This window comes from Sphingobium fuliginis (assembly GCF_004152845.1).
GTDB classification, from domain to species: domain Bacteria; phylum Pseudomonadota; class Alphaproteobacteria; order Sphingomonadales; family Sphingomonadaceae; genus Sphingobium; species Sphingobium fuliginis.
In genome coordinates this window covers 967,057-980,512 of sequence record NZ_SEON01000001.1, presented here as the reverse complement: position 1 = coordinate 980,512, position 13,456 = coordinate 967,057, and the positions used below count along the sequence as shown (strand labels likewise).

11 protein-coding genes and 1 pseudogene are annotated in these 13,456 nt (G+C 67.0%); 5 read left to right on the top strand and 7 right to left on the bottom strand.

What is annotated here, in order from left to right; genetic code table 11:
• The 4 genes and pseudogenes from EWH10_RS04940 to ruvA form a co-directional block, all read right to left on the bottom strand.
• Window positions 1–85 (bottom strand): annotated as a pseudogene (locus EWH10_RS04940) (IS5/IS1182 family transposase); the annotation flags it as partial.
• 181 nt (window positions 86–266) lie between these two features.
• A complete protein-coding gene (gene ruvB, locus EWH10_RS04935; protein ID WP_044660451.1) occupies window positions 267–1,286 on the bottom strand; it encodes a Holliday junction branch migration DNA helicase RuvB in 1,020 nt (339 codons plus the stop codon).
• 58 nt (window positions 1,287–1,344) lie between these two features.
• Window positions 1,345–1,671 carry a GIY-YIG nuclease family protein gene (locus EWH10_RS04930; protein ID WP_044660450.1) on the bottom strand — a complete coding sequence of 109 codons (327 nt, stop codon included), beginning with the start codon at window positions 1,669–1,671 and terminating at the stop codon, window positions 1,345–1,347.
• A 78-nt stretch (window positions 1,672–1,749) separates the two neighbouring features.
• Window positions 1,750–2,358, bottom strand: coding sequence for a Holliday junction branch migration protein RuvA (gene ruvA, locus EWH10_RS04925; protein ID WP_044660449.1), 609 nt, complete (start codon window positions 2,356–2,358; stop codon window positions 1,750–1,752).
• A gap of 140 nt (window positions 2,359–2,498) precedes the next feature.
• On the opposite strand from ruvA, the gene EWH10_RS04920 reads away from it, so the two are divergent.
• The 3 genes from EWH10_RS04920 (at window position 2,499) to EWH10_RS04910 (ending at window position 5,140) form a co-directional block, all read left to right on the top strand.
• Window positions 2,499–3,074, top strand: a complete 576-nt coding sequence (locus EWH10_RS04920) for a peptidase S14 (RefSeq protein WP_025550553.1) — start codon at window positions 2,499–2,501, stop codon at window positions 3,072–3,074.
• 41 nt (window positions 3,075–3,115) lie between these two features.
• The gene (locus EWH10_RS04915) at window positions 3,116–3,742 is read left to right on the top strand and encodes a DUF1345 domain-containing protein (protein ID WP_044662832.1); all 627 of its coding nucleotides are present in this window, start codon (window positions 3,116–3,118) and stop codon (window positions 3,740–3,742) included.
• Window positions 3,743–3,844: 102 nt separating this feature from the next.
• On the top strand, window positions 3,845–5,140 hold the full coding sequence (locus tag EWH10_RS04910) for a methyltransferase family protein (RefSeq protein ID WP_044660448.1): 1,296 nt from the start codon (window positions 3,845–3,847) through the stop codon (window positions 5,138–5,140).
• Window positions 5,141–5,236: 96 nt separating this feature from the next.
• Here EWH10_RS04910 and EWH10_RS04905 read toward each other — a convergent pair whose 3' ends face one another.
• Entirely contained in the window at window positions 5,237–6,610 is a 1,374-nt protein-coding gene (locus tag EWH10_RS04905) for a glutamate--cysteine ligase (RefSeq protein WP_044660447.1), read from the bottom strand.
• 115 nt (window positions 6,611–6,725) lie between these two features.
• Entirely contained in the window at window positions 6,726–7,472 is a 747-nt protein-coding gene (locus EWH10_RS04900) for a 16S rRNA (uracil(1498)-N(3))-methyltransferase (RefSeq protein WP_044660446.1), read from the bottom strand.
• Between the two features lie 121 nt (window positions 7,473–7,593).
• On the opposite strand from EWH10_RS04900, the gene ubiA reads away from it, so the two are divergent.
• Together ubiA and EWH10_RS04890 are read left to right on the top strand one after the other, a co-directional pair.
• Complete coding sequence (ubiA, locus tag EWH10_RS04895) at window positions 7,594–8,496, top strand: 4-hydroxybenzoate octaprenyltransferase (protein ID WP_044660445.1); 903 nt, start codon at window positions 7,594–7,596, stop codon at window positions 8,494–8,496.
• Window positions 8,493–9,950, top strand: a complete 1,458-nt coding sequence (locus EWH10_RS04890) for a phospholipase D-like domain-containing protein (protein ID WP_044660444.1) — start codon at window positions 8,493–8,495, stop codon at window positions 9,948–9,950. Before ubiA ends, EWH10_RS04890 begins: the two co-directional genes overlap by 4 nt.
• A 57-nt stretch (window positions 9,951–10,007) precedes the next feature.
• Here EWH10_RS04890 and smc read toward each other — a convergent pair whose 3' ends face one another.
• Window positions 10,008–13,451, bottom strand: coding sequence for a chromosome segregation protein SMC (gene smc / locus EWH10_RS04885; RefSeq protein ID WP_130029830.1), 3,444 nt, complete (start codon window positions 13,449–13,451; stop codon window positions 10,008–10,010).
• Window positions 13,452–13,456: the final 5 nt, after the last annotated feature.

The following is a 13,456-nucleotide window of genomic DNA, read 5'->3' as shown; positions in this document are numbered from 1 at the left end:
GAGGACCGCGCTTGCCCTTGCGCCCGCCCGGAACGAACTCCCGCAGCCGCTCCCACTGATCATCCCGCAGCACTTCGCCTTCCACGCCAGCCTCCAAAAGCCAGCCTTGAATCACAAATCCAAACCGTCGTGAATCCCTAAAATGTCACTACTGCCTAGAGCGCGCTGCGTTAAATCGGACGCAGCCCGCGCGCTTTTTTCTTCCCGTTCGCCCTGAGCCTGTCCTGAGCGCCTGTCTTGCAGGCAGTCGAAGGAACCTGCCGATCCTAATCGAACAAGCCATCCTGGACATTGGAGGGCGGATTGAGTCCCAGATGCTTCCAGCCCGGCCCGTTGAGGCAGCGTCCCCGCGCAGTGCGGGCGATCAGGCCGAGCTGGATCAGATAAGGCTCGATCACTTCCTCGATCGTATCGCGCGCTTCGGAGAGGCCTGCCGCGAGCGTTTCCACTCCCACCGGCCCGCCGCGATAGATGTCAGCGATCATGGTCAGGTAACGGCGGTCCATCAGGTCGAGACCGAGATGGTCGACATCCAGCCGGGTCAGCGCGGCATCGGCCACCTTCGCATCCACGGCCGGGGCGCCCGCCACATTGGCGAAGTCGCGCACCCGCCGCAGCAGCCGTCCGGCGATGCGCGGCGTGCCCCGGGAACGCCGGGCGATCTCCACCGCGCCGTCGGAAGTGATGGCAAGGTCCAGCAGCCGGGCCGCGCGGCGCACCACCAGTTCCAGCTCATCGACGGTATAGAATTGCAGCCGCACCGGAATGCCGAAGCGGTCGCGCAGGGGCGTCGTCAGCAAGCCCTGCCGCGTGGTTGCGCCCACCAGGGTGAAGGGCGGCAGGTCGATCCGCACAGACCGGGCGGAGGGGCCTTCCCCGATCATCAGGTCGAGCGCCCGGTCCTCCATGGCGGGGTAGAGCACTTCCTCGACCGCGGGGTTGAGCCGGTGGATCTCGTCCACGAAAAGGACGTCGCCCTCATCCAGATTGGTGAGCAGCGCGGCCAGATCGCCCGACTTGGCGATCACAGGGCCGGATGTGGCGCGGAACCCCACGCCCATTTCGCGGGCGACGATCTGCGCCAGCGTCGTCTTGCCAAGGCCGGGCGGGCCGAAGAACAGCACATGATCCAGCGCCTCGCCGCGGCCCCGGGCGGCCTCGATGAAGATACGCAGATTTTCCCGCGCGCCCTGCTGGCCGATGAATTCGGCAAGCGATTTGGGCCGCAGCGCGGCGTCGGCATCCTCGACCCGCCGGGTGGAGGAGATCAGGCGATCCTCGCTCATGCGCGACGCCTGCCCCAACCGTCATGCTGAACTTGTTTGGCTTGCGCCGACCTTCGGTTCAGCATCCATCGTGCCGCTGGTTCGGATGGATAGGCGATAAACCAAGGCCCGGAGCCAGGTCGATCCACCGCGGATTTTCGGACTCGATCAGATTGATCATCCACTGCCGATGCCAGCGCTTGAGTTGCTTTTCCCGGATAATGGCCTGTTCCATCGTGTCGCACATTTCGAAACGGACGAGACTGTGGACGGCATATCTCTCGGTGAAACCCGGGATGCCGTTCGTGCGGTGTTGATGCAGCCGCCCAGGCAGATTCGACGTCACCCCGATATACAGCGTGCCATGAGGCTGACTGGCCAGGATATAGACGCACGGTTCTTTCATCGTCTCCTCCCTTCGGTGCGAGAGGCCTGATGGATGCTGAAGCGAGTTCAGCATGACGGGTGGGGAGGGGGAGACGCATCATTTCGCCGCTTTCCTGAGCGCCAGGCGGACCAGCGCGTCCAGTGACGCGCCCTCGCCCAGTTCCTCTTCCGCCGCCGCGACGGCGGTGCTGGCTTCGGCGGGCTTGAAGCCCAGATTCTGCAGCGCGGAGATCGCATCGGCGCTGTGGCCGCCGGTCGGCAGCGGGGCGAACCCGCCGCCGATCCCGCCGGCCGGCGTGGGCACGGCGCCGATCTTGTCCTTCAGCTCATTGGCGATGCGCTGGGCCAGCTTGGGGCCGACGCCGTTGGCGCGGGCGATCATCGCCTTGTCGCCGGTCGCGACGGCGCGGTGCAGTTCCGCCGGTTCCAGCGCTGAAAGTATGGCCAGCGCCACGCGGGAACCCACGCCCTGCACACCGGTCAGCAGGCGGAACCAGTCGCGCTCCTCCGCCCGGGCGAAGCCGACCAGGCGGATCGCATCGTCCGACACCAGCATTTCGGTATGGACCGTCACCGCTTCCCCCACCGGCCCCAGCGCCGACAGGGTGCGGGAGGAGGCGCCGACCAGATAGCCGACGCCGCCCACATCGATGATGGCATGGTCCAGGCCCGTGCTGTCCAGCCGCCCTTTCAGTTTCGCGATCATGCGCCCCGCCCTTTGGTCATGGTCTGTTCTTTAGGGGCGTCTCCGGCAGGGCGCCAGCTAAAAACCGACGGAGCAAAGGCACCATTTGCCGGCCCGCGCGTAGAGCAGCCGGCGAGGGGCGAAGGAAGGAGCCGTTTTTCATGTCGATTCAGGCGCCATTGCTGGGCCCCAAGGATTTCGAATTTCCCGCGATCATGCTGTCGGGCTATGTCGACCATGGCATGTATCTGCATTTCCGCAATTGCCTTTCGTCCGCGCCGCAGCAGGGGCTGGTGGTGGTGGAGATCGCCACCCTGGGCGGCGACCCGGAAATCGCCCGGATGATGGGGGAGGATATACGCTTCCATTCCGATCTCTATCCTGACCGGCGGCTGGTTTTCCTGGGCAAGACGGCGGTCTATTCGGCGGGCGTGACCTTCATGAGCTTCTTCGCGGCGGAAAACCGCTATCTGGCGCGGGGCACGCGGCTGATGATCCATGAGCGGATCATTACCCGGGACATCCATCTGGAAGGGCCGCTGTCGACCTGCATCGCCTCGCTCAAGGCGACGCTGCATGAGATAGAGGCGTCGATCGCGATCCAGAATGAGGGCTTTGCGAACCTGATCCTGGGATCGCAGGTTTCCATGGAGGAACTGCTGAACCGCGCGCCGGAAAACTGGTATCTGGAGGCGAACGAAGCGCAGGCGCTGGGGCTGATCGCGGCGGTGATATAAAGCGTCTTGTGCAGGGCGCGGATTATGCCTTTGATGCGCCCATGAACCGATCCCGGATATTTCCCTGGCGTTATGGCATGTTCCTGGCCCTGCTGGCCAGCATGGCGCCGTTCGGCCTGGTGCTGCGCTGGCATGAGGCGGTAATGGCAGGGTTCGACCTGGCGGCGCTGGCGTTCATCCTGTCGGTCTGGCCGCTGCTGGATTCCGATGCGGATGCGATGCGGCGCAAGGCGGCGGAAAACGATGCGAACCGGCAGTTGATGCTGCTGCTGACCGGGATCGTGTCGGTGGTGATCCTGGTCGCCGTCGGCGTGGCGGTCAGCCAGCATGGCGGGCCGAGCAAGGCGGCGGTCGCGCTGCTGCTGGCGACATTGGCGCTGGCCTGGCTGTTTTCCAATCTCGTCTATGCGATGCACTATGCGCATATCTTCTATCTGGGCGATGGCAAGGGCGGCGACAGCGGCGGGCTTGATTTTCCCGACATGCAGGAGCCGGGCTATTGGGATTTCCTCTATTTCGCCTTCACATTGGGGATGACGTTCCAGACATCCGACGTGTCGGTGACCAGCCGGGGCATGCGGCAGGCGGCGCTGTTCCATTGCCTCGCGGCGTTCCTGTTCAACCTGGGCATATTGGCGTTCACCATCAATGTGCTGGGCGGCATCTGAACCGACGGGTTTTAAAGCGGGCGTTCGGGATGTGGCCAGATGCGGACATTCCCCCCTTCCGACCTTCGGGGGTTGTTTACCAATTTCCGCTAGGGCCGCGGCATGAGCGACAAAGCCGATCCCTGTCCGAAGTCCGCCGTCAGCCACGGTGTTGGCGTGGCCGGGCTGGTCGGGCTGGGGCTTTGGACGCTGGTCGCGCGCCATTATGGGATGAATGGGCCGAATGCGGGTTTTGCCGCGGTCGTCGCCTGCGGCCTGCCGATGGTGTCGTGGTCGCTGCTGGTCGACAAGGTGCATCGCCGCGCATCGACGGGGATCGACTGGACCGCGCCCGCGCGGCCGTGGCGGGCGGTGCTGGATGTCAGCATCGTCAAGATCGCCGGCCTGTGGGCGACATGGCTTGCCATAGCGGTCTTCTATTGCATCGCCCGCTGGTACTGGAGCGGGGATTATCGCCTTTCCATGAATGTGCTGATGGGCGCGGCGCCCTGGCTGCTGGCGGCATCGGTGCCCTATGTGATCTGGCTGGACCGGCGGCTGGTCGAGCCCAGGGACGCAGGCTATGCCTTCGGTCAATGGGTGATCGGCGGGGCCGCCGGCGCTGCGGACAAGGCCGAGGTCGCCCATCATGCCCGGGCCTGGGCGGTGAAGGGCTTCTTCCTTGCCTTCATGCTGTCGATCGTGCCCGGCAATTTCGCCAGCGTGGTCGAATGGCGGATCGAGGATGCGGTCAGCCATCCGGTGGCTCTGGCGAGCTTCCTGATCGCGGTCATGTTCATGATCGACGTCTGCATGGCGACGGTCGGCTATATGCTGACCTGCAAGCCGCTGGATTCGCATATCCGCACCGCCAATCCGCTGCTGGCCGGGTGGGTGGCGGCGCTGATCTGCTATCCGCCCTTCGTGCTGATGGGCAATGGCGGCCCGCTCGATTATCATGCGGGCGGGGCGGAATGGGATGTCTGGACGCGGGGGCATGGCGTCCTGCAATGGCTGCTGGGCGGATGGCTGGTATTGCTGACGGCCATCTACGCCTGGGCGACGGTCGCCTTCGGGCTGCGCTTTTCCAACCTGACGCATCGGGGCATTCTGACGCATGGCCCCTATCGCTGGACGCGGCATCCTGCCTATCTGTCGAAGAATCTGTTCTGGTGGTTTTCAGCCCTGCCTTTTTTGAGCCTGTCAGGGAGTTTGACCGATGTGGTGCGGAACTGCGCGCTGCTGGGCGTGACCAACGCGGTCTATTATTGGCGCGCGAAGACCGAGGAAGCGCATTTGAGCGCCGATTCAGAATATCGGGCCTATAGCGAGTGGATGGCGCGCAATGGTGTAGTGCCGCGCTTTTTTGCGTGGGCAGCGGGGCGGAAGCCTTTGAGCGCGGTTCAGCCTGCCGAATAGCTGTTCGTTTCCTGCATTCGAAGGCCCGTCATGCTGAACGAGTTTAGCATGACGAATGGGGGATGCCGTCGTTCTCCAGCATCCCGCCAATCCCGCCTAGAAGCTTTCTTCAGCGTAGATTTGGCTGAGGTCGCCCTTCCATTCCTCATGATAGCGGGCGAGGAGGCGTTCGGCATGGGTCCGGCCCGACGCCACGATCTCGTCCAGCGGGGCGAGGAAGCCGCTTTCATTGTCGCCCGACGCATTGAGCCGGGCGCGGGCGGAAAGGCCGCTGCGGGCGATGTCGAGCGCTTCGCCAGCGATGTCGCGCAGCTTGCGATTGCCGCCGATGGGGGCATCCAGCGCCAGTTTCGGCACGGAATCGCGCAGAACCTGCCGTTCCTCCATGCTCCAGTCCTTGACCAGATCCCAGGCGGCGTCCAGCGCGCCTTCGTCATAGAGCAGCCCGACCCATAGCGCCGGCAGCGCGCAGATGCGGTTCCACGGCCCGCCGTCCGCGCCGCGCATTTCGAGGAAGCTCTTCATTCGCACCTCCGGGAAGGCGGTGGAAAGATGATCCTCCCAATCCTTCTCGGTCGGCTTCTCGCCGGGCAGGGCGGGCAGTTCGCCGTTCAGGAAGTCGCGGAAGCTCTGGCCCGCCGCGTCGATATATCGGCCGTCGCGATAGACGAAATACATCGGCACATCGAGCGCATAGTCGGCATAGCGTTCATAGCCGAAGCCGTCCTCGAACACGAAGGGCAGCATGCCGGTGCGGCCGGGGTCGGTGTCCGACCAGATATGGCTGCGATAGGAGAGGAAGCCGTTGGGCTTGCCTTCGGTGAAGGGCGAGTTGGCGAACAAAGCGGTCGCCAGAGGTTGCAGGGCCAGCGAGACGCGGAACTTCTTCACCATGTCCGCCTCGCTCCCATAGTCGAGGTTGGTCTGGATGGTGCAGGTGCGCAGCATCATGTCCAGGCCCATCGTGCCGACGCGCGGCATGTGGCGCAGCATGATGTCGTAGCGGCCCTTGGGCATGATGGGCAGTTCTTCGCGCGTCTTGTCCGGCCACATGCCCAGGCCCAGGAAACCCAGGCCCAGCATGTCGCCGACATATTTGACCTGTTCCAGGTGCCGGCTGGTCTCCGCGCAGGTCTGGTGCAGATTTTCCAGCGGCGCGCCCGACAGTTCGAGCTGCCCCGCCGGTTCCAGGCTGATGGTGCCGTCGGTGCCGGAGAGGGCGATGATATTCTCCCCCTCGAACACCGGGTTCCAGCCATAGCGGGTAAGGCCGATCAGCAGCGTGTGGATGCCGCCGCGCTCATCATAGCTGGGCGCATGGAAATCCGCCTTGGCATAGACGAATTTCTCATGCTCCGTGCCGATGCGCCAGCGATCCTTGGGCTTGGCGCCCTTGGCGAAGGCCGCGATCAACTGGTCGCGGCTCTCGATGATGGGATCGGTCCCCCCTGAGTCGGTTCTGGTGCTCATGCCCCGCCTTAATCTTTCCCCCGGTTGCGTCAAAGCCGCAACGTTCGGCGCTCAAATAAGCTGCGTTGATGACGGCTTCAATCCGGTTGCGGAAGAAAACGATGTTGGGATACCCTTATCGCCAGTCCCCGTTGATCGTCATCCATGCAGTCGTCGCGGCGATGGCGGCGGTTTCGGCACGCAGGATGCGGGGGCCGAGCGAGACGGCCACGGATTGGCGGTGCGCGCGGATCGCTTCGCGTTCGGCGGGGTCGAAGCCGCCCTCGGGGCCGATCAGGAAGGCCGCGGGGCCGGGATGGGCCTTGAGCGTATCGGCCAGCGGTTCGCCGCCGGTCTCGTCCGCGAAGAAAAGCCAGCGATCGTCGCGCCAATCCCGAAGCAGCGCGTCGAGCTTCACCATCTCCCCAAGATCGGGAACCGCGGTGCGGCCGCATTGTTCGGCCGCCTCCACCAGATGGGCGTGCAGGCGATCCAGATTGAGCCGGTCCACCACGGCGCGGCGGGTAAGCACGGGCTGCAGCCGCGCCACCCCCAATTCGCAGGCCTTTTCCGCGATCAGGTCGATGCGGCCCTTCCTGATCGGCGCGCAGCAGAGCCAGAAATCGGGGACGTCCTCCGGCGGCCTGGTCTGGCTGACGACCTCCAGCACCAGGTCGCGCCGGCGGATGTCGCGGGCCCGGGCCGCCCATTCGCCCGAGCGGCCGTCGAACAGCAGGACGATGTCGTCCGGCTTCACCCGCATGACGCTGATGAGGTAATGGGCCGGGTTGCCGTCGACGGGCACGGAAACGCCCTCGCCAAGCAGGGTTTCGACATGGAGGCGCGGGGCGCTTTGCGGCGGCCAGGCGGGGGTTGCGGTCATTCGGTTCGAACTCCGTTCGGGCTGAGCTTGTCGAAGCCCTTTTCTTCTCTAAAGAGCAAGTGAGCCCTTCGACATTTGAACGAGGCAAGGGACTCGGTCAAACAGGGCGAACGGAGTGAGTGTGGCAAGTAGCATCGTTCCCGACAGCGAAGCGCGCGGATTGGTGGCGCGATTGCCGGACATTCCCCGCGCGCTTGCCTTGCTGGCGCGGTTCGACAGGCCGATCGGCTGGTGGCTGCTGTTCTGGCCGGGGGCATGGGCGGTGGCGCTGGCGGGGGGCGCGTGGGCGCACTGGCCGCTGATCCTCTGGCTGTTGCTGGGCAGCATCGCCATGCGGGGCGCGGGATGCGTGTTCAACGACATCGTCGACCGCGACCTCGACCGGCAGGTGGCGCGCACCGCGTCGCGCCCGCTCGCGAGTGGAGCGGTGTCGCTGGGGACGGCGTGGATATGGCTGCTGTCCCTCTGCCTGGTCGGGCTGGCGGTGCTGCTCCAACTGCATCCATATGCGCAGATCGTCGCCTTGGGCTCGCTGGCGCTGGTGGCGGCCTATCCCTTCATGAAGCGGATCACCGGCTGGCCGCAAATCTGGCTGGGGCTGGTCTTTTCCTGGGCCGCGCTGGTCGGGTGGAGCGAGGTGGCGGGAACCCTCGCCCTGCCGGGGTTGTTGCTCTATGGCGGCTGCATCGTCTGGGTGATGGGCTATGACACCATCTATGCCTTGCAGGATCGGGAGGACGACGCGCTGATCGGCATCGGGTCGAGCGCCCTGTCCATGGGCAGGCATGTGCGCGCGGGCGTGGCGCTGTGCTATGCGCTCGCGCTGGCGCTGTGGGGCGGCGCGATCTGGCAGGTCCGGCCGCAGGGTCTGGCTTTGGCGGCGTTGCTGCCGATGGCGGCGCATCTGGGATGGCAGGTCGCGACGTTGAAGGAGGACGGCATCGATCCCTTGGCCAAATTCCGCTCCAATCGCTTTGCGGGGCTGTTGATGTTCCTGGGCTGTCTGGTGGTGGGAAGCGCATGAACGGTCCGCGCGAGGGAGAGGATTGCTGGCGGATCGCGCGGGCGCTGAAGGCCAGCGTGATCATCGATGCGGATGCCTATTTCCGCCATGCCCGCGCCGCGATGATGAAGGCGAAGCAGCGGATCATGCTGATCGGCTGGGACTTCGATGCCGCGATCACGCTGATCCGGGAGGATGAGGCGAGCGACGGCGCGCCCACGGTGATCGGGGATTTCATAAGCTGGCTGGTGGAGCGGACCCCGGAACTGGAGATATTCCTGCTGCGATGGGATGTCGGGGCGATGAAGTCCATGGTGCGTCCGTCCAACCTGTTCACCACGGTCCGCTGGATGGCCAATCCGCGCATCACCGTAAAGCTGGACAGCCATCATCCGACCGCCGCCTCCCACCATCAGAAGATCGTGGTGATCGACGATTGCTTCGCCTTTTGCGGCGGGATCGACATGACGGCCGACCGCTGGGACACGCGGCATCACCGTGATGAGGAACCATGGCGGCGGCACCCGGACGGCTCGCCCTATGGCCCCTGGCATGACGCGACGACCGCCTTGCAGGGACCGGTGGCCGCGGCGCTGGGCCAGCATGCGCGGGCGCGGTGGACGGGTGCGGGCGGCGGGGAACTGGCGCCGGTCGAGGGCGAGCAGGATTGCTGGCCCGATGCGTTGCCGGTGCAGTTCGAGGATGTCGACATCGCCATATCCCGCTCCGCGCCGGAGATGGAGGATCAGGAGCCGCTGATCGAGATCGAGCGGCTCTATGTGAACCAGATCGCGTCGGCGCGGCGGTATATCTACGCGGAGAGCCAATATTTCGCCTCCCGCCGCATTGCCGAGGCGATTGCGGCGCGGCTGGCGGAAGAGAACGGGCCGGAAATCGTCATCGTCAACCCGGAACAGGCCGATGGCTGGCTGGAGCAGCAGGCGATGGACACGGCCCGCGCCCGGCTGTTCGAGGCGCTGAAGGCTCGGGACGTCCATGACCGGTTCCGGCTCTATCATCCCTTCACCGCGCGGGGGGAGCCGATCTATGTCCATGCCAAGATACTGATCGTCGACGATCGGGTGCTGCGCGTCGGATCGTCCAACATGAACAACCGCTCGATGCGGCTGGACACCGAATGCGACGTGACGATCGATTCCGCGCTGCCCGCCAATGCGGGGCGCGAGGATGCGATCCGGGGGATCCGCGACGATCTGGTCGCGGAGCATCTAGACCTGCCCGTCGAGCGCGTGGCGGCGGTGATTGCCGAGCGTGGGCTGATCGCGGCCATCGAACAGTTGCGCGACAGGCCGGGACGGACCTTGCGGCCCTATGTGACGCCTGACCTGAACGACGTGCAGGCCTGGCTGGCGGATCATGAGGTGCTCGATCCCGAAGGACCGGGCGAGATGCTGGAGCCGATCACGGAGCGCGGACTTTTCCGCCGGATGCGTGGATGGACGGAGGGGGGGTAGCTCTCTTTTCCGTCATTTCCGATTCCGCGGGAATGACGGTTACGAAAATAGGATCAGCTATTCCGCCGCCAGAAGTGCCTCCGCGCCGCCCAGATTGACCGAAACCAGCCGACTGACGCCCCGTTCCACCATCGTCACGCCGAACAGCCGGTGCATGCGCGCCATCGTCACCGCATTATGGCTGACGATCAGGTATCGCGTGTCGGTCTGCCCCACCATGGCGTCGAGCAGGTCGCAGAAACGCTCGACATTGGCGTCGTCCAGCGGCGCGTCGACTTCATCCAGGACGCAGATCGGCGCGGGGTTCGTCAGGAACAGCCCGAAGATCAGGGCGACGGCGGTCAGCGCCTGCTCGCCGCCGGAAAGGAGCGTCAAGGCGGCGAGCTTCTTGCCCGGCGGCTGGGCCATGATCTCCAGCCCCGCTTCCAGCGGATCGTCGCTGTCGATCAGTTCCAGATGCGCCTGGCCGCCGTTGAACAGGGTGGTGAACAGGCGGCGGAAATGACCGTCCACCGCCTCGAACGCGGCGAGCAGGCGCTGCCGCCCCTCCCTGTTCAAACTGCCGATGGAGCCGCGCAGGCGGTTGATCGCCTGGGTCAGTTCCTCGCTTTCGGCGCGGCTGTTGGCCTGCGTGGCCTCCAGCTCCTCCAGTTCCTGCGCGGCGACGAGGTTGACCGGGCCGATGCGCTCGCGTTCGGTGACGAGCCGGTCATGCTCAGCCTGCTCGCTCTGGGCGATGCGGATGTCGGCGCTGGCGAAACCCAGTTTCTCCGGCAGGACCGGCGGCGGGCACTCGAAGCGTTCACCGGAGAGGCGGTTGGTTTCGACCCGCTTCTCATCCGCCGCCTCGGCACGCGCGGCGGCGGTGGCGCGGGCTTCGCGGGCGTTGGCGAGCGCTTCGCCCGCCTGCGCCGCGCGCTGTTCGGCGGCGCGGAGCGCGGCTTCGGCTTCGCTTTCCTCGCGGCGGGCGGCGTCCGCGGCCTGCGTCAATGTGTCGCCCTGCTCGCTCAACATGGCGATGGCGGCGGCCAGACCGTCCGGCTGGTCCGCGATCTCGGCCCGTTCCTTCGCTATGCCCTCGCCACGCTCGACCATGGCGGCGATGCGCTTGGCCGCTTCGCCGGCACGGGCGCGCCACCCCCTGGCCTCCGCATCGGCGGCGGCCATGCGTTCGCGGTCGCTGGCGAGCGCGCGATCCGCCAGCGCCTGATCGGCCTGTAGCTGGCTGACGGCGAGCCTTGCCTTCTCGCTCGCCTGCTGCAGCGTGGCGACCTGGGCGCGGGTCTCCTCCCCATCGGGCATGGCGGCGCGGCCGGCCTGCGCCTTGTCATGCTCGGCCTGCGCCGCGGCGAGGTCGCCGCGGGCTTCGCTCAACCGCTCCTCTATCGCCTCGCGGCGCCCGATCAGCCGTTCGAGCGCGGTGGCGGCTTCATCGGCGGCCCGCAGGGCGGTGCGCAGCCGCTGGTCCGCATCCGCAAGCTGAGTGCGGCCGGCGGCCAGCGTCTGGGCCGCCTCCCGCTCGCGCATCGAGGCGGCGTCCTGCGCGGCGCGGGCCGTCTCGACCTCGGCTTCGGCGGCAGGCCGGGCGGCGGCAATGGCTTCGAGGCGGTTGAGCCGGATCAGCCGTTCGGCGGCGGCGGCGCCACCCTCGATGGCGACATAGCCGTCCCAGCGGCGAAGCTGTCCGTCCCTGGTGACGAGACGCTGGCCGACCGCAAGGACCTGGCCTTCGTCGCCGTCCGCCACCGCGACCTGCGCCAGACGGCGGGCGAGTTCGGGCGGGGCGGTGACATGGGCGGAGAGGGCGGCGCAGCCTTCGGGCAAGGACGGGTCGCCGGCGAGCGCGGCGGCGCCGGCCCAGCGCCGCTTGCCTTCGGTCGCGATGGGCGCTTCCAGATCGTCCCCCAGCGCCGCCGCGAGCGCGCGTTCATAGCCGGGCGCCGCCTTCAGCCGGTCGAGCGCGCGGCTGCGGTTGCCTGTGCCGCTGTCGACGGCGCGCTGGAGCGCAGCGGCTTCGCTGTCGAGCGCGGCAAGGGTGGCGCGGGCGGAGGACAGGGCGGCTTCGGCGGCGGCACGGGCCTCGGCCGCTTCGGCACGGCTGGTCTCGGCGGCGCGGATCGCGGCTTCGGCGGCGTCGCGGTCGGTGCCGGCCTGCTGCTGGGCCGCGATCGCTTCGGCCCTTTTCCCTTGCAGCGGCGCCGGGTCGGGCAGCGCGGCGGCTTCGGCTTCCAGCCGCTGCGCCTCGCGGGAGGCGCGGTCGAGGCGGGTGCGCGCAGCGGCCAGCGCAGCCTCTGCCACGCGCAGTTCCGCCTGCTCGCCCGCCTGCTTCGCCATCGCCTTGGCAAGATCGAGTTCGGCGTCGCGGGCGGTATCCTCCGCGCGGGCGATGCGCCCGGCGAAATCGGGACGCATCGCTTCGGTTTGCGCGATGCGCGCCTTGAGCACGGCGATCTCGCCAGCGAGGCGGGCAATGGCCTCCGCCGCGTCGTTGGCGAGCGTGCCTTCCCGCTCCCTGTCCTCTTCCAGCCGTGCGGCCTGCTGGGCGAGGTCGTGGAGGCGGCGGACCACGCCGTCGCGCTCGGTGCGCAGCGCGGCGAGCTTGTGGCCTGCTTCGCTCGCGGCGTCGCGGGCGGCCTGGGCGGCGGCGCGTCTCTGCGCAAGCGTTTCGACGGCGGCATTGGCATGGACGGCTGCTGCCTGCTGCGCCTCCTGCGCGGCGGCGACGGCGCTTTCGGCCTGCTTGGCTTCGGCACGGGCGGCGTCCGCGCTGGCGGCGGCCTCGCGCCAGCGGGCGAAGATCACCCGCGCCTCGCCAATGCGGATCTGCTCCGACAGGCGGATATAGCGCTCCGCCGCTTTGGCCTGACGCCGCAGGCTGTTGGCGCGGGCGTCCATGTCGGACAGGATTTCGTCCAGCCGCATCAGATTCGCTTCGGCGGCGCGCAGCTTCTGTTCGGCATCCTTGCGCCGGACATGCAGGCCGGAAATGCCCGCCGCTTCCTCCAGCATGGCGCGGCGTTCCTGCGGGCGGGCGGCGATCACGGCGGCGATGCGCCCCTGGCTGACCAGAGCGGGGCTATGCGGGCCGGTGGCGGCGTCCGCGAAGATCAGCGACACGTCCTTCGCCCGGAGGTCGCGGCCATTGGCGCGATAGGCGCTGCCCGCCCCGCGCTCGATCCGGCGGGTGACTTCCAGTTCCCCGTCCGTACCGACTTCCACCGCATTGAACAGCTCGCCCTGTTCCTGGATGGTGAGCAGCGAGACTTCCGCGAAATCGCGCTGCGGGCGGGTGGAGGTGCCCGCGAAGATCACATCCTCCATGCCGCCGCCGCGCATCGACTTGGCGCTGGATTCGCCCATGACCCAGCGGATCGCCTCCAGCAGGTTCGACTTGCCGCAGCCATTGGGCCCGACAATGCCGGTCAGGCCGGGTTCGATGCGCAGCTCCGTCGGGTCGACGAAGCTCTTGAAGCCGGAGAGCTTGAGGCGCTTTATCTGCATCGTGC